A 20,550-nucleotide genomic window follows, 5' to 3' on the forward strand; every position below is an offset into this window, starting at 1 on the left:
CGAACCCCAAAACCGCGGAACGCAAAAGCCCCGGTCCGCCTGTTCTGGCGGGCCGGGGCTCCTTGCTAAGGGGTAACGCGACTACTTGGTGATCGGGCCGAGTACCGGATCGTCGACGTAAGCCGTCTTGACGTTCTCAGCAGTAACGATCTGCGGAGGCAGGAGGTACGCCGGAACGGTCTTGACGCCGTTCTTGTACGAATCCTTGTCGTTGATCTCCAGTTCCTTGCCGGCCTGCAGGTCCTTCACCATGGTGATGGCGTGCTCAACCAGCTTGCGGGTGTCCTTGTTGATGGTGGAGTACTGCTCGCCGGCCATGATCGACTTGACGGACTCAACCTCGGAGTCCTGGCCGGTCACAACGGGGAGCGGCTTGCCGGCAGCCTTGACGGAGGTCAGGACTGCGCGGGCCAGGGTGTCGTTCGGGGAGAGAACACCGTCGAGCGAAGCGGAGCCGTAGCTGCCGGTCAGCAGGGTGTCGGCGCGACGCTGGGCGTTTTCAGCCTTCCAACCCTGGGTAACAGCCTGCTCGAAAGCGGTTTGGCCCGAGAGTACCTTGAGGGTGCCGTCGTCGATCTTCGGCTTCAGGACGCTCATGGCGCCGTCGAAGAAGACCTTGGCGTTGGCATCGTCAGGAGAACCGGCAAACAGTTCGATGTTGTACGGGCCGGAGGGCTTCTTGGCCTTCAGTCCGTCCAGCAGTGCCTGTCCCTGCAGCTCGCCAACCTTGAAGTTGTCGTAGGCCACGTAGTAGTCCACGTTCTCGGTATTGAGGAGCAGACGGTCGTAGGCGATGACGGTTGCGCCGGCATCCTTGGCCTGCTTGAGCTGGGTACCCAGCTGGGCGCCGTCGATGGCACCCACAACGATCACCTTGGCACCCTTGGTGACCATGGCGCTGATCTGGTTCTGCTGCTCGGAAACGCCGCCGTTGGCGAACTGAACGTCCGGCTTGAAGCCGGCTTCGTTGAGGCCATCGTTGAACAGCTTCTCCGCGAGGACCCAGTTCTCACTGGTCTTCTGCGGAAGTGCGACGCCGATCAGCGAGTCCTTGGGGAACGCTTCCCCGCCAGCTGTGCTGCTGCTTGAGCCGCTGTCGGAGCGGCCGCAGGCTGTCAGCGCCAGTGCCGCGATGGCAGCGACTGCTGCTGCCTTTCCTGCTTTACCAAACATTCGCATATCTTGGTTCACTTTCTGTTTTGGTGGGGTGGAGCGAGTCTTCTGGGTAATGAAGTTCGTGTATGAAGCTCAGGCTTCCTTGGAGATGACTTCCTTGGTGGAGGTGGTCTCGTCCGGCTTGATGTCGTTGTTGTTGCGCTGGAAGTTCTTCATCAACATGCCCGTGATGGAGCGCTTGCCCTGGGACTTGTTGTAGACGTCGAAGGCGACTGCTGCCAGGAGCACCAGGCCCTTGATGATCTGGGTGAGGTCGGCGCCGACACCCAGCAACTGCAGGCCGTTGTTCAGGACAGCCATGACGAGGCCACCGACGATCGAGCCGATCACGGTACCCACACCACCGGTGACGGCTGCGCCACCGATGAAGACGGCCGCGATTGCATCGAGTTCCCAGCCGACGCCGTCGAACGGACCCGAAGCGGTGGAGCGGCCGACGAAGATCATGCCTGCAAGCCCGGCCAGGACGGACATGTTGAGCATGACCAGGAAGTTGACCTTCTTGGACTGGACGCCGGACAGTTCAGCTGCGTGGCGGTTGCCACCCACGGCGTAGACGTGGCGGCCGATGACGGTCTTGTCCGCAATGAAGCCGTAGATGAGGACCAGGACGGCGAGGATCAGGCCGGGGATGGGGAAGGAGGTTCCGGGACGGCCGGTTGCGAACAGGTACGTGGCGTAGAGGATGGCACCGCAGATCAGGACCAGCTTGGTGACCTCGACCCACAGTTCGGGAACGTCGGCGCCCAGGGCTTTGCTGGCAGCCCGGGCCCGCAGGGACATGACGACGACGAACGCGGCGGCAACGAGGCCGATCAGGAGGGTCAGGTTGTTGAATCCTGTGTCAGGACCGATTTCCGGGAGGTAGCCGGAGCCGAGGTACTGGAAGTCGTTGGGAACCGGGATGGTGTTGGACTTGCCGACGAACTGGTTGAAACCACGGAACAGGAGCATGCCTGCCAGCGTCACGATGAAGGCCGGGATGCCTACGTAGGCTGTCCAGAAACCTTGCCAGGCACCGATCAGGGCTCCCAGCGCGAGTCCGAAAAGCACGCCCATGTACCAAGGGATTCCCCAGTCACGGATGGCGAGGGCCACGGAAACACCGACGAACGCGGCCACCGAACCTACCGAAAGGTCGATGTGGCCGGCAATGATGACCAGCACCATGCCGATGGCCAGGATCAGGATGTAGGAGTTGCCGTTGAACAGGTTGATCACGTTGCCGGGGGTCAGAGTGCGGCCCTCGGTAAAGATCTGGAAGAAGATGATGAGTGCCACCAGGGCGAAAATCATGCCGAACTGGCGGGTATTGCCACCAAATAGCTTCTTGAGCGCGTTCATTGTTTTGGTCCTTGAGTCAGGAAGGGGCGTTTCGGGGCGACTGGGGGTCAGGCTGCGGTCTTGCGGTTGGACGTCATGAGCTTCATCAGGCTTTCCTGGCTGGCTTCGTCCTTATTAAGGACACCTGTGATGGCGCCTTCAAAGATGGTGTAGATCCGGTCGGAGAGGCCCAGGAGCTCGGGGAGCTCCGAGGAAATGACGATTACTCCCTTGCCCTGATCTGCCAGGCGCTGGATGATGCCGTAGATCTCGTACTTGGCGCCGACGTCGATGCCTCGGGTCGGTTCGTCAAGGATCAGCAGATCGGGATCGGTGAACATCCATTTGGCCAGCACTACTTTCTGCTGGTTTCCGCCGGAGAGCTTTGCCACGCCCTCTTCCACGGAGGGAGTCTTGGTCCGAAGGGACTTCCGGTATTCCTCTGCGACCTGGAATTCCTTGCGGGTGTCCACCACTGAGTACTTGCTGATCTTGTCCAGTGCCGCAGCGACGGTGGTGGTCTTGATGTCATCGAGCAGGTTCAGGCCCAGGGACTTGCGGTCTTCGGTCACGTAGCCGAGGCCGGCGTCGATCGCTGCCTTGACCGTGCGGAGGTTGACCCGCTTGCCGTCCTTGTAGACCTCGCCGGAGATGAACTTTCCGTAGGAGTGGCCGAAGAGCGACCGTGCAAGCTCGGTGCGTCCTGCGCCCATCAGACCGGCGAAGCCGACGATCTCGCCGCGGCGTACAAAGAAGTTGGAACCCTTGCAGATGAGCCTGTCCTGGATGATCGGGTGGCCAACCGTCCAGTTCTTGACCTCGAAGAAGACCTCGCCGATCTTCGGTTCGTGGTCCGGGAAGCGGGATTCCAGGGTGCGTCCCACCATGCCCTTGATGATCCGGTCTTCATCCACGCCGTCGCGCTTGACGTTGAGGGTCTCGATGGACTTGCCGTCGCGGATGATCGTGATCTCGTCGGCGATCTGCTCGATCTCGTTGAGCTTGTGGGAAATGATGATGGACGTGATGCCGCGGCCCTTGAGGCCGAGGATCAGGTCCAGCAGGTGCTGCGAATCGGATTCGTTCAGCGCGGCCGTGGGCTCATCGAGGATCAGGAGCTTCACGGACTTGTTCAGTGCCTTGGCGATTTCCACCAGCTGCTGCTTGCCGACGCCGATTTCCTTGATGGGGGTATCCGGGTCTTCGCGCAGGCCTACGCGGGCCAGGAGTTCTACGGAACGACGCCGGGCCTCGGCCCAGTCGATGACGCCCCACTTGGTGGGCTCGTTGCCGAGGAAGATGTTCTCCATGATGGAGAGTTCCGGGATCAGTGCCAGCTCTTGGTGGATGATCACGATGCCGGCGGCTTCGCTTGCCCGGATGTCCTTGAACTGCTGGACTTCGGCTTGGTAAACAATGTCCCCGGTGTAGCTGCCGTAGGGGTAAACACCTGACAGGACCTTCATGAGGGTCGACTTGCCTGCACCGTTTTCTCCACAGATTGCGTGGATCTCACCGGCTTTCACCCGCAGGCTCACGTTCGACAAGGCCTTCACGCCGGGGAATTCCTTCGTGATCGAGCGCATCTCCAAAAGGATGGGATCACCTTGCGTGTCGAGGGTTGTCATCAGCCCTTGCGCCTCCAATGTCTGACTTCGTTGTCGGCCCCGCGGCGGCGGAGCTGTCTGATGAAAAAGTAAACTGTAAACACCATCTTGTCGTCAAGACTTGAACACAAGATGGTGCTAACGATTTGGTTACTAGCCGGTAATGCCGGCGTGTTGGAACACCAATGCGGCTGCGCCCAAGGCCTCTGCGCGCGCGCCGAGCGAGGACATGGCGAGATGCGTCGTCTCCCCGACGACGGGCACCGCGTGGCGTACAAGGCCCCTTCGGATGGGGTCCAGCAACAGGTCCCCGAGGCCGGCGAGGGGGCCGCCCACCACGATGACTTCAGGGTTGATCAGGTTGGAAACGTTGCCCAAGGCGCGTCCCACGGCAAGCCCGGCATCGTCCACCACGCGCTGGGTGGCGGAGTCCCCTGCGAGGCAGTTGCGCACTATGTCCTGGGGTGTCAGGAGGGCGTCCTGCCCCCGGCTCAGCAGCTCGATCATGGTGGTGGTGGACGCTATGGTTTCGAGGCATCCGCGGTTCCCGCAGCGGCAGACAAGGCCGTGTTCGTGGATGGTGGCGTGGCCGATTTCTCCGGTGATTCCGACGTTGCCGTAATAGGGCGCGCCGTTCAGGATCAAGCCGGCACCGATGCCCGAACCGATCTTGAGGAACATCAGGTTGGACACACCGCTGTGCGGTCCCCAGGTGACCTCGGACAGGGCGCCCAGATTGGCGTCGTTGTCAACGAAGACGGGGCATTGGAGCGCTTCTTCGAGTCTGTGGAGGATGTCGATGCCCACCCATTCGGGGAGGATTGCCCCTTGCGCTACGGTGCCGCTGCGGCGGTCGATGGGCCCAGGGATGCCGGCTCCGGCCCCGACTACCGCGCTGGGGTCGATGCTGTTTTCCTCTAGGAGCCTCCCCAGGAGTCGGACAGCTGCGGCGATGCCTTCTTCTGCTTTGTGGCCGAGCGGCAGCTCGATGTACTCCTCGGCGATCACGTGGTAGCCGAGGGAGGCCAGCACTACCCGCAAGTGGCGCCTGCCGAAGTCGATTCCGACGGCGACAGCCCCGTTGCTGTTGAGCCTCACGTTCGTGGCGCGGCGGCCTGAACTGGTGGTCGGCTCCGTGGAGACGAGGCCCGCATCCTGCATGATTTTCACGATGTTGGAAACGGTGGCCGTTGACAGGCCGGTCTGCCGGGAAAGCTCGGCCTGGGTGGATGGCCCGCTCAGTAGGCACTCGATGATCCGCTGCTGGTTGAGGTGGCGAAGTGCGGACTGTGAGCCGGGTTTTCTCGGATGGCTCTTCGTTGAGCGCTGCGTAGCGGGCATGACAAGAAGAGTGCCCCACAAAGAGCCTTGTAGTCAAGAAGTGAACACAACGAGTAAATCTTGAGCGACATACTCCAACGCAGGGACGCCAGTAGGGCCGGGCGATGTGCCCTGCCTGCCAAGCATCCGGGTCCAAATGTCCCAGCCTGCGATGGCCCGGCGCGCCTAGGCTGGAACCAAGTACCCCCGGACCTACCAGCGCCGGGCCCCGGAGAACCAAGGTGGTAACGATGCTGCTCTCAGTCCTGCAGGCCAACGCCTCCGTCCTGGACGTGGACGCAAACCTTCGGACTATTGACGACGCCGCACAGCGGGCATCGAAGGCAGGGGCTGCGTTATTGCTGACGCCCGAGCTCTTCCCGGTGGGCTATGCACCGCTCCGGATCCACGCCGGGATGGATTCGGCGACGTTGCCCGGGATCCGCGAGCGGCTTGCCCGGATCGCTAGGACTCATGGCATCGGCCTGGTGTATAGCCTCCCGGCATCGGCCAAAGAAGCGCACGACGACGGCGCCGAGCCAGCATCCGCGGAGGGGCGCTGGCATATCTCGGCTACTTTGTTGGACGCCTCCGGGAAAGAAATCCTGACGTACAACAAGGTCCACCTCTTCGGCGAGGAAGAGCACAAGGCGTTCGTCGGCTCCCAGGAACCTCCCGCCGTCGTGGATTTCAACGGCATCCGCACATCGATGCTGATCTGCTACGACGTCGAGTTCCCGGAAGCCGTGCGCGCGGCAGCGGGCCGCGGTGCGGAACTGTTGCTGGTACCCACGGCGTTATCCGCCGGCTTCGACAACGTGCCCCAGGTCCTCATCCGCGCGCGGGCGCTGGAGAGCCAACTGCATGTGGCCTACGCCAACCACTCCGGGCACGAGGACATCTACAACTTCCTTGGCGGAAGCGTCGTAGCCGGTCCCGATGGTTCATTGCTCGCCGCGGCGGGGGAGGGGGCTGCGTTGCTTTTCGCCGAGGTTGGAACGGAAGCTGTCAAAGCGGCCCGTGCCGAGGTCCCTTACTTGAAGGAACGCCGCCCGGACCTCTACGCGACATGGGAAGCTAGTCCGCGTCGAGGCTTCGCCGGCGCGCCTTGAGCGCGGAACCCACAGCAGCCATGAGCGCTGCCGTCAGGATGATGGCAAGAAGGGCGGGATAAGAAGCACCGAGTTCGAAGCGAAAGCCGCCCTGGGAGACTTCGGATCCGTCGAGGTGAACCGTACCCGAAACCCCTTGCGCCGATACGACGCTGGTTACGATGGTCCCGATCACGGCCGCAGCCAGGGCCACTATGACGGCGATTCGGACGGCAAAGGTTGGACGACGCAATATGGGCACGGTTTTCTCCTCGCTGGAATGACCTGTGTCGGCTTGCTTGGCATGCTATGTGACCTATGCGGGCTCATGACTGGTCTGCGCAAAATTAGGTGCCGAATCCGCCCAAATTAGGCGCTGAAAAGCCCTTGCACAGACTTCCGCGAGGAAATCTAGGTGGTGCCCGGTGCCTGCTCCTCCACATACTGCAGGGCGATCCACAGCTCCGCCCGCACCTGCGCAGCGTTGAGGTCCATGTCCAGTAGTTCCGCGATCACGCCGATCTGCCGCCGGACGCTGTTGCGGTGCAGGCCCAGCAGCTTGGCGGACGCGTCCCAGCTTCCGTTTTCGGTGAGCCACCCACGCAGGACGGACAGCAGCGGATCGCGGCGCTCGGGCTCCAAGGAAAGCAGGGGCCCCAGCAGGCGCTCGGCGAGCATGGTCCCTGCCTCCCGGCCCAGCAGTCCTGTCACGGACCAGTTCACCTCATCGACGCGGGCGCTCACGCCGGTGGACAGCACGCGCGGCCTTAACGAGCCCACGCGCTGGTAGGCCGCCGATAAACCGCCCAGCTCGGTGGGTTCGCCGATCACCAGTCGCCAGCCGAGTTTCTCGACATCTGCCAGCAGGGAATCATCAACACGCAGGCGGGTGATAGCGGCGAATCCGTAGTCCGTGATCTCCACGAGCTTGGTGTCGAACAGGCGACGCCATTGCAGCAGTTCACGCACTGGTCCGTCATCCACGGAACCGCCAACCCTGACGCCCTGGATGACCCGCATCTGGCCTGACCGGGTAGAGGACAGGCTTTGTGCCAAGAGGTCCTTGAGTCCGTTGAGTTGTTTGGTCCCGCCCGAGACCAGCGTTTCCGGGTGAAGCAGCATGGCCGTGGCCAGTTGGCTTGGTGCCAGTGAACCGCTGGTCCGCTGCCGCACCAGCAACTCCAGCAACCCCACGGCCGACTGCACCACGTTGTTCTGGGCCGGTGTCAGCGCAACGTCCGAACCCAAGATGAGCGCCCCGAGGTTTGCGTCCTTGGTGCTGCGCAGCGGATGCCCCACCACCAGGGCCGACCCGGGCTGTTCGAACCCGTCCATCTCCACCCGCGGGCCGCTGCCGGACAGCAGCCGTTCCAGCATGGGTGCCAGTAGGGAATGGTCGACGCCGGTGCTGCCGCCGGTGCTGTGGCCGCGGGCTCGGACGCGCCCGTCCGCGCCGAACAGCACCGCCCACACCGGCACCCGCTGAACCAGGGCGGCGAGGAGTTCGTGCTCGGGCCTGGGGGAGAGGACCGCCCGCATCAGTTGGCGGTTCGTTTCCGCGAGCTGCCGGAAAACCCGTGCATTGTCCGACTCCAACAACTGCGAAAATTCCAGCCCGATCGCGGCGAACGGCAGGGACTCGGGCACTTCGAACAAGGTGAGGTTGTGCGTTCGGCAAGCGTCAAGCAGGACGTCGGGAACGGCGTCGAAATAGGGCCTGATACCGAACCCGAGCGCGGCCACCTTCGCATCGACCAACCTTCGGACATACGCGTCCACTTTGTCCGCCGAGCCGCCCTCGCCCAGGAACGGCAACCCGGAGGTAAGCAGGAACTCGCCCTCGGGCAGGTACGGCGTCGGATCCTCGAGCTCGCTCGGTTCCACCCAGCGCAGCAGCGAGGCGCCGCTGCCGCCGTCGTGAAGCATCTTCAACTCCGGCGGCAGCTGCTCGAGGAACTGCTCAAGCGTGACGAAACTCAGGCGGGCGGCGGCGGGTTCAGGCAACATTGCCCTGCCCGGCGGCGGCCGGCTCCTGGTAGTCCGGGCACTGGTATGCGCTGCTCCGGTAGGCACGCGGCAGCCGCGGCGCGATCCGGTTGATGATTTCATCTCCATGGCTGCCGATCGCGGCACCCCAGTCATCCGCGCTCGCGGCTCCCTCCGCGGGGTCGCCGAACAGGACTGCAGTGTTCCCGACGTCGATTCCCGTGGCATCCGGTCCCAGGTCCACCATGAACTGGTCCATGCAGACTTTGCCGATCACCGGCACCCTCCGCCCTGCGATGTTTACGACGGAACGTCCGCTGATGCCCTTCGGAATGCCGTCCGCGTACCCCAAGGGGATGAGGCCAAGGTAGCGGGGTTCGTAGGTGATGGCTTGGTGTTCGTAGCTGACCCCGGTTCCCGCCGGGACCTTCTTGACCATCACCAAGGGAGCTGTGACGCTGAGGGCCGGGCGGAGTCCGAAGTCAGCCGGATCCAGGTGGTCCGCCGGCGCCAGGCCATAGATGGCGAGGCCGGCGCGCACCATGTCGAAGTGGAATTCGGGCCGTTCCAGGATGTTGGCCGAGCTGGAAACATGCCTCAGTTCCGGCGTCAGCCCGGCTTCCCGCGCCGCGCTGACGGCGTCCTCGAACCCGGCCACGGCTGCTGCGTTGCCGGGGTGGGCGGGGACGTCTGCCCAGGCCAGGTGCGTCCACACGCCGCGCACGCGCAGGGTCCCTTCGAGTTCGGCCTGGCGCGCCCGCGCCACCAGTGCGGCCCAGTCCTCCTTGCGCGCGCCGCCGCGACTGAGGCCGCTGTCCAGTTCCAGATGTACGACGGCGGGACGGCCCAAGTCCTTCGCGATGCCTGCCAGCACCTCCAGTTGGTGGACGCTTCCGAGTGAGACATCGATGGAGTTTTCGAGGGCTTCGCGGATGGTGTCGCTCGTCTGTGATGCCAGATACAACCAGGAAAGGATGGGTTCGGTGATACCGGCTTTCCGCAATTCGATGGCTTCCGACAGCTGCGCGGTGCCAAGCCAGTGAGCCCCCGCTTCGATTGCCGTGCGGGCCACTTCCACCAGGCCGTGACCGTACGCATTGCCTTTGACGACGGCCATGAAGAAGGGCGCCTTGGCCCGTTTCTTCAAAGCTTTGACGTTGTCTGAAATAGCAGACAGGTCCACGCTGACCTGGCCGGAAAGAGTCGCCGCGAGGGGCGATAATTGATGTGCATTACGTCTCATGGTGGATCACTATAGGTCATTTTGCACCAGCCTGAGAGTTGGCTCACATGCCAGTCTTGATGAGGGGAAACCGACAACTACTCAGAAGGGACGTCAACGGTGACTGTGCCTGTGAACACCCAAGACCCAACCCCGGCAAGCCTCACCCGGCTTGGCCTCGGCGCCCAATTGCTGCGCCGGAAGCCCATCGCGCAGATGGCCGGGGAAGCCGGAAGCAGCGAAAGCGGCACGCCCCTGGTCCGCAGCTTCGGCGTCCTGCAGCTGACCATGATCAGCGTAGGCGCCACGCTCGGCACCGGCATTTTGGTCATCCTCGGCGAATCCGTCCCGCTGGCCGGTCCGGCCATCTGGATCTCGTTCGTCATTGCAGGCCTCGCGGCATTGCTCTCGGCGGTCTCCTACGCGGAGATGGCCGGGCTGGTGCCCGTCGCCGGTTCCAGCTACTCCTACTCCTACGCCACCATGGGCGAAGGCATGGCCTGGATCTGTGGCTGGTGCCTCGTGCTGGAATATGCCGTGTCCGTGGCGGCGGTCGCCGTCGGTGCAGGACAGTACGTCAACGAGACACTCGCCGCTTTTGGGCAGGTCCTGCCTGACGCGATGAGCCAGCCGCCGGGGGACGGCGGCGTCGTGAACATTCCCGCGATGGTCATCGTGCTCCTGGCCATGGCCCTGCTGGTCCGGGGAGCCCGGGAGAGCGCCTGGATCAACACCGCGATCGTCGCCGTCAAGGTGGGCATCCTGCTGTTCTTCTGCGCCGTTGCCTTCACTGCTTTCAATGCCGGCAACTTCGAACCCCTCCTTCCCATGGGCGCAGCCGGAGTCTCCGCAGCTGCCTCGAGCGTCTTCTTCTCCTACATCGGCTTCGATGCAGCATCCACTGCCGGCGAAGAAGCCCGGAACCCCAAGCGGGACATGCCCCGCGCCATCATGCTCTCCATGGTGATCGTCACCAGCATCTACGTCCTGGTGGCCGTTGCAGCCATCGGAGCCAGGCCCTGGGGATGGTTCGACGGTACAGAAGCTGCGTTGGTGCAGATCCTGCACGAAATCACGGGTCAGCCCTGGATTGCCCTCGTCTTCTCCGTCGGCGCGGTCCTCGCGATCGCCAGCATTGTGCTCACCGTCCTCTACGGCCAGACCCGCATCCTCCTGTCCATGTCCCGCGACGGCATGGTGCCAAAGGTCTTCGGCCGCGTCTCCCGCCGCACCGGCACTCCGGTGACGGGAACGCTGATCGTGGGCGTCGCCGTCGCGCTCGCCGCCGGCCTGGTTCCGCTGGGTGCACTGGCAGAAGCCACCAGCATCGGAACCCTCTTCGCGTTCGCCTTGGTCAACGTTGCGGTGATCTACCTGCGCCGCAACCGTCCGGACCTCAAGCGCAGCTTCCGGGTCCTGCTGTACCCGGTTACTCCCGTGCTGGGAACACTCATGTGCGCCTACCTCATGGCCAACCTCGGCGCCGATACGTGGCTCGTTTTCGGTGCCTGGATGTGTGTAGGCATCGCGATCTACTTCGGCTATGGACGCCGGAATTCCAAGGTAGCCGCGCTCAGCGAGCAGGACTACCGTGAACTGACCACCAGGGCCGTGAGCCCGGAAACTGTGAAAGCAGAGAACGCATGACCATCGCCACCGAATTTCCCACAGCCGACGGCGCCGCCGGAGCAGCCGACCGCGCACCCGAAGCGCCCATCACCATGCTGAACCCGGACTTCCCGTTCAGCTACGACCACTACCTCGCCCACCCGGCCGGCCTTGGCTCGGTTCCCGAAGAGCGTTACGGCACCGAGGTAGCCGTCATCGGCGCCGGACTGTCCGGCATTGTCACCGCCTATGAACTGATGAAGCTGGGACTCCGGCCCGTGATCTACGAGGCCGACCAGATCGGCGGCCGCCTCCGGACGGCCAGCTTCCCGTCGGCACCCGGCGTCACGGCCGACCTTGGCGGCATGCGTTTCCCCGTCTCCGGCAAGGCCTTCTACCACTACATAGACTTGCTCGGCCTGGAAACGCAGGAGTTCCCCAACCCGTTGGCCCCGGTCACGTCCAGCACTGTGATCGAACTGGCAGGCAAGAAGCACTACGCCGCCACACCTGATGACCTGCCCGCTTTCTTCCATGAGGTAGCCGACGCCTGGAGAGACGCCATCAAGGATGGTGCCGCCTTCACGGAAATGCAGGAAGCCATCAAGGCCCGGGACACCACGCGCATCAAGGAACTCTGGAACGAACTCCTGCCCGAACTCGACGAGCAGACCTTCTACGGGTTTATCGCCGCGAGCAAGTCCTTCAAAGACGCCGGCTTCGCGCACCGTGAAGCGTTCGGCCAGGTGGGCTTCGGCACGGGAGGCTGGGACACGGATTTCCCCAACTCCATCCTCGAAATCCTCCGCGTCGTGTACACGGACGCCGACGACCAGCACCGGCTGATCCGGGGCGGAGCGCAAAGGCTCCCCGAGGCACTCTGGAACCACGCGCCGTCGGACATCAAGCATTGGCCGCAGGGCACCTCGCTGGCGTCCCTGCACTCAGGTTCGCCGCGCGGCGCGGTGGACAACATCCGGCGCGCAGCCAACGGCGACCTGGTGGTCCGGGAAAGCTGGGGCCGCGAGGCGACGTATCCGGCAGTGGTGACAACGTGCCAGTCGTGGCTGCTTTCCACGCGTATCCACACCGAAGAAGCCCTGTTCCCGTCCGAGCTGTGGACTGCCATTGAACGCTCGCACTACATGCAGTCGTCCAAGACGTTCGTGATGGTGGACCGGCCGTTCTGGAAGGACATCGATCCCGAAACCGGCCGCGAAGTCCTCTCCATGACCCTCACCGACCGCCTCAACCGGGCAACGTACCTGCTCGACGACGGCCCGGACAAGCCCGCGGTCATCCTCCTGTCCTACACATGGAACGACGACGCCCTGAAATGGCTCGCCCTCACCGCCGAAGAGCGCGTCAAGCTCATGCTGCACTCGTTGGAGCAGATCTACCCTGGCGTGGACATCGCCAGCCACATCGTGGGCCAGCCCATCACCGTGTCCTGGGAAGCCGACCCCAACTTCATGGGAGCGTTCAAGGCCAACCTCCCCGGCCACTACCGCTACCAGCAGCGGCTGTTCACGCACTTCAAGCAGGACAAGCTTCCGGAGAGCCAGCGCGGGATCTTCCTTGCCGGGGATGACGTGTCCTTCACCGCCGGATGGGCCGAAGGCGCCGTGACCACGGGCCTGAACGCCGTATGGGGCGTGGTCAACCACTTGGGCGGTTCCTCCGCAGCTGCCAACCCGGGGCCGGGTGAGCTACTGGACGAGCTCGGGCCAATCAGCCTGGACTAGTTGGGGCCTAGGCGCCGTGCATCTGGCGGTGCGCCGCAGCGAGCTCCCGGTAGTGGGCGGCGTTGTGCTTCACGCCGTCGAACTCGTCGTCGGTCAGTTCGCGACGGACCTTCGCAGGCACCCCGGCAACCAGCGACCGCGGGGGAATGACCGTGCCTTCAAGGACCACGGCGCCGGCGGCCACCAGCGAACCCGTACCGATCACAGCTCCGTTGAGGATGGTGGCACTCATGCCGATGAGGCAGTCGTCCTCCACGGTGCAGCCATGGACCACTGCGCTGTGGCCGACTGACACGCGCTCGCCGACCGTGCAGGGAAAGCCCGGGTCCGCGTGCAGGACCACATTGTCCTGGAGGTTGGAGCCTGCGCCGACGCTGATCGCGGCAGTGTCCGCGCGAACGGAGACGCCGTAGAAGGCGCTGGAATCTTCGGCCAGCGTTGCCTTGCCGATGATCGACGCTGTGGGGGCCACAAAGGCAGTTTCATGGATGTCCGGGGTGTCCCCGGCAAAGGTGTAAGAGGGAGCCATGCCTCCCAGCTTAAGTCACGCCCTTCCCCAACTGGGTAGCAGCAGAGCACGTTATGAGGGCTCAGAACGCGCACAAATGCGACCTACTTGGGGGAGGGGGTGCGCAGAACCAGGAACTGGTAGTGCTGGGCCCAGTTGCCTGCGCCGGGCCCGGATTCCTCCCCGGTTCCCTCGGGCCACGTCTGGAAATGCTCTACGCTGCCGTGCTCACCGAAGATCCACTGCAAGGTCTGGTCGCTGCGGCGGCTGAAGAAGCGGCGGGGCTCGTCGAGGTCTTCGGGGTTGAGCACCTCTTCGTCCTCCCCGGACCAGAGCCCGACGCCGATCGGGGCACCTGCCGCTGTGACCCGCACGAGTTCGCGGACGACGTCGTGGATGCTGCTGTTCGGCACATGCAGAAGCGTGCTCATGCTCCATGCCGCATCGAAGGCAGCGTCGGGAAAGGGCAGGCTGCGGCCGTTCGCCACGGAACAGTCGAGTCCGTGGGCTCGCGCCACATGGATACTCTCCGGGGATAGGTCGACCCCGGTGTAGTGCAGCCCGGCCTGGACAAAAGCCAGTCCTTCTACGCCCGTGCCGCAGCCCAGCTCCATCAAGGAGTGCCGGTGTTCACGTTTCAGCAGCCGAACAAACCACTCCCGGGCTTCAACACGGTGCGGCGTCAGGGAACGGGTATTGCGGAGCGCGGCGTGGCGGTCGTAGTAGGTGGCCAAGTCGGCGTCGGGATCGGGCATGCCCTGCATAGCCCCAGCGTAGATCGCCAAAGTGACTGGCAGTAGGGGTTGTTCTGAGCGCTCAGAACAACCCCTGCTGCCAGTCAGTTGGGAAAGGAGTTAGTTGAACACCACGGTCCGGGTGCCGTCCAGGAGTACCCGGTGTTCGGCGTGCCACTGGACTGCCTGGACCAGGGTACGGCCCTCCACGTCCCGCCCCATCTGGACGAATTGGGCAGCAGTGCGGGCGTGGTCAACACGGATCACTTCCTGCTCGATGATGGGACCCTCGTCCAGGTCTGCGGTGACGTAGTGGGCTGTAGCGCCGATGAGCTTCACCCCGCGGGCATGGGCCTGGTGGTAGGGCTTGGCGCCCTTGAACGACGGAAGGAAGGAGTGGTGGATGTTGATGGCCTTGCCGTTCAACTCCCTGCACAGATCGTTGGAGAGGACCTGCATGTAGCGCGCCAGGACCGTCAGTTCAACATCGTGTTCCTTGATCAGCTTCAGGAGCTCGGCCTCGGCCTGTGGCTTGGTGTCGGCCGTGACAGGGATGTGGTGGAACGGGATGCCGTAGAACTCGGCCAGCGACTCCAGGTCCCGGTGGTTGGAAACGATGGCGGGCACCTCGATGGGCAAGGTCCCGGCACGCTGCTGGAAGAGGAGGTCGTTGAGGCAGTGGGCGTCCTTGGAGCACATGATGATGGTCCGGACCTTGCGGCCTACCGGATTGATCTGCCACGTCATCCCGAAGGACTCGGCAACCGGCCGCAGGGCTTCCGCCAGTTCCGCCTGGGGGCTCGACGTCGTAACCTCCACGCGCATGAAGAAGTTGCCGGTGCTGGGGCTTCCGTACTGCTGGGAGTCGGCGATGTTGCAACCGGCCTCAAGGAGGGCGCCGGCAACAGCGTGGACGATGCCGGGACGGTCGGGGCAGGACAGGGTTACAACGAAAGCGGAGTCAGTCACGCGGACAAGCCTACCCGCGGGGCCCTGTTGTATTGTTAACGGGTCGCAACTGGCGTGAGGTGGACAACCACCAGGGAGCGGCAATCACGAAGACCACGGATCGTACGCCTGGGCCGAGGGTCATGTTTTACCGGATGCATGCAGCGTGACCGATGCCTCTTGTCATTGAGGGGACGCGGGAATGCTGCTGCCGGTAGCCTGACCTGTAGCACCTCCCATTCCCTAGCCAGGAGATCTCCGTGACTACCACCACTTCAGCGTCTGTCAGTAACCAGCCGCTCGCCGAACTCGATCCCGAGATCGCAGCAGTCCTCGACCAGGAACTCGGCCGCCAGCGCGGCACCCTGGAAATGATCGCCTCCGAGAACTTCGCGCCGCGCGCAGTCATGGAAGCCCAGGGCTCTGTCCTGACCAACAAGTACGCCGAGGGTTACCCGGGCAAGCGCTACTACGGCGGCTGCGAGTACGTTGACGTTGCCGAGCAGCTCGCCATCGATCGCGTCAAGGCCCTCTTCGGTGCGGAGTACGCCAACGTCCAGCCCCATTCAGGTGCCCAGGCCAACGCCGCCGCACTGTCCGCCATGATCACCCCCGGCGACAAGATCCTCGGCCTTTCCCTGGCACACGGCGGCCACCTGACCCACGGCATGAAGCTCAACTTCTCCGGCAAGCTCTACCAGGTTGCTGCCTACCAGGTGGAAGAAGATACCTTCCGCGTGGACATGGACAAGCTGCGCGAGCAGGCCATCGCCGAGAAGCCGCAGGTCATCATTGCCGGCTGGTCCGCGTACCCCCGCCACCTTAATTTCGCTGCCTTCCGCTCCATCGCGGACGAGGTAGGCGCCCTCCTCTGGACGGACATGGCGCACTTCGCCGGCCTGGTTGCAGCAGGACTGCACCCGAGCCCGGTGCCGCACTCCGACGTCGTCACCTCCACCGTGCACAAGACCCTCGCAGGCCCGCGTTCCGGCGTGATATTGGCGAAGGAACAGTACGGCAAAAAGATCAACTCCAACGTCTTCCCCGGCCAGCAGGGCGGGCCGCTGATGCACGTCATCGCGGCCAAGGCTGTTGCCTTCAAGATCGCCGGCAGCGAGGAATTCAAGGAACGCCAGGAGCGCGTGCTCGAGGGTGCCAAGATCATCGCCGACCGCCTCAACCAGTCCGACGTTGCCGAGGCAGGCGTTTCCGTCCTCACCGGCGGCACCGATGTGCACCTGGTCCTCGTTGACCTGCGGAACTCCCAGTTGGACGGCCAGCAGGCCGAAGACCTCCTGCACTCCGTGGGCATCACCGTGAACCGCAATGCCGTTCCGTTCGATCCCCGCCCGCCGATGGTCACCTCCGGCCTTCGCATCGGTACGCCCGCACTGGCTACCCGCGGATTCGGCGCCGCGGAGTTCACCGAGGTTGCCGACATCATCGCCACCGCGCTCGTAAAGGGCGCCACGGGCAGCGTTGATGCAGAAGCCCTGCAGGCACGCGTGGACAAGCTCGCCGCCGACTTCCCGCTCTACCCGCAGCATGAGCAGTGGTGAACGCAGCACAGATCCTTGACGGCAAGGCAACCGCCGCGGCCATCAAGGCAGAACTGACAGAACGGGTTGCCGTCCTCGCATCCAAGGGCATCGTTCCGGGCCTGGGCACCATCCTGGTGGGCTCGGATCCGGGCAGCACCTGGTACGTCGGCGGTAAGCACAAGGACTGCGCCGAGGTGGGCATCCAGTCCATCCGCCGGGACCTTCCCGAGGACATCACCCAGGACGAGCTGCTCAAAGTTGTCCGGGAGCTCAACGAGAACCCGGAGTGCACCGGGTACATCGTCCAGCTCCCGCTGCCCAAGCACATCGACCAGGACGTCATCCTGGAGGCCATGGATCCGGACAAGGACGCCGACGGCCTGCACCCCATGAACCTTGGCCGCCTGGTGGCCAACGTGAGCGGCGAGATGAAGTCCCCGCTGCCCTGCACGCCCAAGGGCTGCGTGGAGTTGATGCGCCGGCACGGCATCGAGCTCAACGGCAAGCGTGTCCTGGTGGTCGGCCGTGGTGTCACCATTGGCCGTCCCGTAGGCCTCCTGCTGACCCGCAAGGATGTCAACGCCACGGTGATCCTGGCCCACACCGGGACGGTGGATCTGCCTGCGGAACTGAAGCAGGCCGACGTCGTGATTGCTGCTGCCGGCGTGCCGCACATGATCAAGGCTGAGGACCTCAAGCCGGGCGCCGTGGTGCTCGATGTCGGCGTCAGCCGCGTGGAGGACGGCAACGGCAAGGCTGTTGTCACCGGAGACGTGGACCCGGCTGCGGCGGACGTCGCCGCATGGCTGTCCCCGAACCCCGGCGGCGTGGGTCCGATGACCCGTGCCATGTTGCTGGCCAACGTGGTGGAGAGCGCCGAACGCCAAGCCGGACTGGCGTAGCCGAAACCAAGCGCAGCAAGGCGCCTGCTCCCTGTGGAGTGGGCGCCTTGTTCGTTAAAGAGAATTTGATCCCACGATTTGCGGAACATCTCTTTCACATATTCCCCGGCGCTACTAGTCTGCTGAGGGTGCACAATGAAGCCACGCGTCCTGCGCCGTCGCAGGCCCGTCCAGACATGAATCCGCCAACAGTCATCAGCGCCCGCAACCTCACCAAGACCTACGGTGAGCTGATTGCCGTGGACAACATCTCCTTTGATGTGCCCGCGGGGGAGTCCTTCGGCCTGCTGGGCCCCAACGGTGCAGGCAAGTCCACCACCATGAAGATGATCGGCGGGGTCTCGCAGCGGACTTCCGGCGCGCTGGACATCATGGGCCTGGACCCGGAGACACACGGCCCGGAGGTCCGGGCGCACCTGGGCGTGGTTCCGCAACAGGACAACCTTGACGAAGAGCTGAAGGTCCGCGAGAACCTGATCGTTTACGGGCGGTACTTCGGACTCCCGCTCAGCTACCTCAGGCCCAAAGCCGATGAGCTCCTGGAGTTCGCCCAGCTGACGGACAAAGCCAACTCCAAGGTGGATGCGCTGTCCGGCGGGATGAAGCGCAGGCTCACCATCGCGCGTTCGCTCATCAACGAACCGCGCATCCTGCTGCTGGATGAGCCCACCACAGGACTCGACCCGCAAGCGCGCCACATCCTGTGGGACCGGCTGTTCCGGCTCAAGGAAAGCGGCGTCACCCTGATCCTCACCACCCATTACATGGACGAGGCCGAACAGTTGTGCGATCGGCTGATCGTTGTGGACAAGGGGCGGATCATGGCCGAAGGGTCCCCGGCAACCCTCATCCGCGAACATTCCTCCCGCGAAGTACTCGAGCTCAGGTTCGGGTCCGAGCGCAACGGGACAATCGGCGTCGAGCTTGAAGGCATCGGCGACCGGCTGGAAACGCTGCCGGACCGCGTGCTCATCTACACCCACGACGGCGAGGCCGCGCTGGAACAGGTGTCGGCACGGGGGCTGCGCCCGTTGACATCGCTGGTACGCCGCTCGTCCCTGGAGGACGTGTTCCTTCGGCTGACGGGCCGGAGCCTCGTTGACTAGCGGGGACGGGATGGCGGGAAGCAAACCAACGACGCCGGTTCCTCCGCTGCGGGCTCACCCGCCTGCCGTCTCGGCGGCCAGGGCGCGGAAGTGGGGTTCGTTCTTCTACGCCGAACAGGTGCTCCGCGTCATGCGGAACTATGGCTGGTCAGTTGTCTTGTACAGCGTGGGGCAACCCGTGGCCTATCTCTTCGCGATGGGTGTTGGCTTGGCCAGCCTGGTGGATGCCAACAGCGATTCCGTGTTCGGCGGCGTCAGCTACCTGCAGTTCGTGGCGCCGGCGCTCCTGGTGTCAGCCGCTGTGATGACGGCGTCCGGGGAGTTCTCCTACCCGATCATGGATGGCTTCAAGTGGCGGCGGGTCTTTTTCGGCCCGCATGCCTCGCCGCTGGTCCCGGAGCAGATCGCCACGGGCCACATCATAGCCAGCAGCCTCAGGTTCCTGCTGCAATCGGTGGTGTACTTTGCCGTGGTTGCGATGTTCGGCGCATCCCCGGGAGCGTGGGGGTGGGTGTCGGCACTGGTAGCCACACTGGCCGCGTTGTCGTTCGGACTCCCGCTGATGGCCTATGCCGCCAGCATCACGCAGGACAAGGGGCAGTTCGCCCTGGTGCAGAGGTTCATCGTCATGCCGCTGTTCCTCTTCTCCGGAACGTTCTTCCCGCTGGATACCTTGCCCTTGGCAGTACGGTGGATCGGCTGGATTTCCCCGGTATGGCACGGGACGGAACTGGGGCGCGTCTTCACCTATGGCATGGAGGAAAATCCCTTGCTGACACTCGTGCACGTTCTGTACCTCCTGGCCACGGCGACGGCGGGCTTCATCCTGACCCGGCGCCGCTTCGTCAAAAGGATGGGCTCATGAGCATCCTCACCGGCGGGCACAGCGCTACGGACCTCGCCCGCGAACGCAAGTTCGGGCCCCTGTATTCGCGCAACGCCAAGGCCGTTGTGGCCAGGGGACTCATGGCCGCGAAATCCAGCACCTGGCTGGTCCTGCTCTCCGGATTCTTCGAACCCGTCCTGTTCCTGCTGGCCATGGGCGTGGGGATGGGGTCGATCGTCGGCACGGTCGAGGGCCCCGGCGGTACGGAAATCAGCTATGCGGCCTACATCGCCCCGGCGCTCCTGGCGGTCTCGGCCATGAACGGAGCGATCTACGATTCCACGTGGAACGTGTTCTTCAAGATGAACTTCGCCAAGCTGTACCAGGGCATGCTCTACACCTCCCTCGGTCCGCTGGATGTTGCCATGGGCGAGATTTTCCTGGCTTTGCTGCGCGGACTCCTCTACGCCACGGGCTTCACCGCGGTCATGGGCGTCATGGGACTGCTGACTACGTGGTGGGCAATCCTGGTGATCCCGGCATCGGTACTGATTGCGTTCGGCTTCGCGAGCTTCGGCATGGGGATCACCAGCTTCATGAAGACCTTCCAGCAGATGGACTGGATCAACTTCTTCCTCCTGCCCATGTTCCTCTTCAGCGCCACGTTCTACCCGTTGAGCGTCTACCCGCAGCCCATCCAGTGGTTTATCCAGGCCATGCCCCTGTGGCACGGGGTTGAGCTGCTGCGCCAGATCAGCGCGGGATCCTTCAGCCCGGCCACGGCCATCCACGTGGCGTACTACCTGGTGATGATCGTCCTCGGCATCATGCTCACCACGGGACGGCTGCGCCAACTGTTCCTCAAATAACCCGTCGATGTTCGCCGTGCGTGGAAGGCGGCGCAGGC

At 63.9% G+C, this 20,550-nt stretch carries 18 protein-coding genes and 1 riboswitch; of the genes, 8 read left to right on the forward strand and 10 right to left on the reverse strand.

The annotated features are described in order from the left end of the window. Positions 1-81 precede the first annotated feature (81 nt). The 4 genes from AUR_RS15865 to AUR_RS15880 form a co-directional block, all read right to left on the reverse strand. Complete coding sequence (locus tag AUR_RS15865; protein ID WP_043427207.1) at positions 82-1,179, reverse strand: substrate-binding domain-containing protein; 1,098 nt, start codon at positions 1,177-1,179, stop codon at positions 82-84. Positions 1,180-1,248: 69 nt separating this feature from the next. Further along, on the reverse strand, positions 1,249-2,520 hold the full coding sequence (gene mmsB, locus AUR_RS15870) for a multiple monosaccharide ABC transporter permease (RefSeq protein ID WP_021474119.1): 1,272 nt from the start codon (positions 2,518-2,520) through the stop codon (positions 1,249-1,251). A 47-nt stretch (positions 2,521-2,567) separates the two neighbouring features. Then, entirely contained in the window at positions 2,568-4,127 is a 1,560-nt protein-coding gene (gene mmsA, locus AUR_RS15875) for a multiple monosaccharide ABC transporter ATP-binding protein (RefSeq protein WP_062095644.1), read from the reverse strand. 132 nt (positions 4,128-4,259) lie between these two features. Continuing rightward, positions 4,260-5,447, reverse strand: coding sequence for an ROK family transcriptional regulator (locus AUR_RS15880; RefSeq protein ID WP_062095646.1), 1,188 nt, complete (start codon positions 5,445-5,447; stop codon positions 4,260-4,262). A gap of 230 nt (positions 5,448-5,677) precedes the next feature. Here AUR_RS15880 and AUR_RS15885 point away from each other — a divergent pair, with 230 nt between their 5' ends. Continuing rightward, positions 5,678-6,538 carry a nitrilase-related carbon-nitrogen hydrolase gene (locus AUR_RS15885; protein WP_062095648.1) on the forward strand — a complete coding sequence of 287 codons (861 nt, stop codon included), beginning with the start codon at positions 5,678-5,680 and terminating at the stop codon, positions 6,536-6,538. Here the strand turns inward: AUR_RS15885 and AUR_RS15890 are convergent. The 3 genes from AUR_RS15890 to alr form a co-directional block, all read right to left on the reverse strand. After that, on the reverse strand, positions 6,504-6,779 hold the full coding sequence (locus AUR_RS15890) for a hypothetical protein (protein WP_021474123.1): 276 nt from the start codon (positions 6,777-6,779) through the stop codon (positions 6,504-6,506). The genes AUR_RS15885 and AUR_RS15890 overlap by 35 nt on opposite strands. 149 nt (positions 6,780-6,928) lie before the next feature. After that, positions 6,929-8,524 (reverse strand): PucR family transcriptional regulator, encoded by a 1,596-nt coding sequence (locus AUR_RS15895; RefSeq protein ID WP_062095650.1) that lies wholly within the window; start codon positions 8,522-8,524, stop codon positions 6,929-6,931. Further along, positions 8,514-9,746, reverse strand: a complete 1,233-nt coding sequence (gene alr / locus AUR_RS15900; RefSeq protein ID WP_205679725.1) for an alanine racemase — start codon at positions 9,744-9,746, stop codon at positions 8,514-8,516. Before alr ends, AUR_RS15895 begins: the two co-directional genes overlap by 11 nt. Positions 9,747-9,941: 195 nt before the next feature. On the opposite strand from alr, the gene AUR_RS15905 reads away from it, so the two are divergent. Together AUR_RS15905 and AUR_RS15910 are read left to right on the forward strand one after the other, a co-directional pair. After that, entirely contained in the window at positions 9,942-11,372 is a 1,431-nt protein-coding gene (locus tag AUR_RS15905) for an amino acid permease (RefSeq protein ID WP_241650965.1), read from the forward strand. After that, complete coding sequence (locus AUR_RS15910) at positions 11,369-13,078, forward strand: flavin monoamine oxidase family protein (protein WP_170828577.1); 1,710 nt, start codon at positions 11,369-11,371, stop codon at positions 13,076-13,078. Before AUR_RS15905 ends, AUR_RS15910 begins: the two co-directional genes overlap by 4 nt. Positions 13,079-13,085: 7 nt before the next feature. On the opposite strand, the gene AUR_RS15915 is transcribed toward AUR_RS15910, so the two are convergent. The 3 genes from AUR_RS15915 to purU all read right to left on the reverse strand — a co-directional run bounded on the left by AUR_RS15915 (position 13,086) and on the right by purU (position 15,289). Continuing rightward, positions 13,086-13,607, reverse strand: coding sequence for a gamma carbonic anhydrase family protein (locus tag AUR_RS15915; protein WP_021474128.1), 522 nt, complete (start codon positions 13,605-13,607; stop codon positions 13,086-13,088). A gap of 83 nt (positions 13,608-13,690) precedes the next feature. Then, complete coding sequence (locus AUR_RS15920; protein WP_062095656.1) at positions 13,691-14,350, reverse strand: class I SAM-dependent methyltransferase; 660 nt, start codon at positions 14,348-14,350, stop codon at positions 13,691-13,693. A gap of 90 nt (positions 14,351-14,440) precedes the next feature. Then, positions 14,441-15,289 (reverse strand): formyltetrahydrofolate deformylase, encoded by an 849-nt coding sequence (gene purU, locus AUR_RS15925; protein ID WP_021474130.1) that lies wholly within the window; start codon positions 15,287-15,289, stop codon positions 14,441-14,443. Between the two features lie 35 nt (positions 15,290-15,324). After that, a riboswitch (ZMP/ZTP riboswitch) is annotated at positions 15,325-15,410 on the forward strand. Between the two features lie 118 nt (positions 15,411-15,528). Here purU and glyA point away from each other — a divergent pair. The 5 genes from glyA (at position 15,529) to AUR_RS15950 (ending at position 20,512) form a co-directional block, all read left to right on the forward strand. Then, a complete protein-coding gene (gene glyA, locus AUR_RS15930; protein ID WP_206616262.1) occupies positions 15,529-16,827 on the forward strand; it encodes a serine hydroxymethyltransferase in 1,299 nt (432 codons plus the stop codon). After that, entirely contained in the window at positions 16,821-17,711 is an 891-nt protein-coding gene (locus AUR_RS15935; protein ID WP_031217089.1) for a bifunctional methylenetetrahydrofolate dehydrogenase/methenyltetrahydrofolate cyclohydrolase, read from the forward strand. The genes glyA and AUR_RS15935 overlap by 7 nt, the downstream gene beginning before the upstream one ends. Positions 17,712-17,887: 176 nt before the next feature. Continuing rightward, entirely contained in the window at positions 17,888-18,817 is a 930-nt protein-coding gene (locus tag AUR_RS15940) for an ABC transporter ATP-binding protein (RefSeq protein ID WP_021474133.1), read from the forward strand. A gap of 10 nt (positions 18,818-18,827) precedes the next feature. Next, positions 18,828-19,682, forward strand: coding sequence for an ABC transporter permease (locus AUR_RS15945; RefSeq protein ID WP_021474134.1), 855 nt, complete (start codon positions 18,828-18,830; stop codon positions 19,680-19,682). Next, positions 19,679-20,512, forward strand: coding sequence for an ABC transporter permease (locus AUR_RS15950; protein ID WP_021474135.1), 834 nt, complete (start codon positions 19,679-19,681; stop codon positions 20,510-20,512). The genes AUR_RS15945 and AUR_RS15950 overlap by 4 nt, the downstream gene beginning before the upstream one ends. The last annotated feature ends 38 nt before the right edge of the window (positions 20,513-20,550 follow it).

The sequence above is a fragment of the Paenarthrobacter ureafaciens genome, assembly GCF_004028095.1.
Taxonomy (GTDB): domain Bacteria; phylum Actinomycetota; class Actinomycetes; order Actinomycetales; family Micrococcaceae; genus Arthrobacter; species Arthrobacter ureafaciens.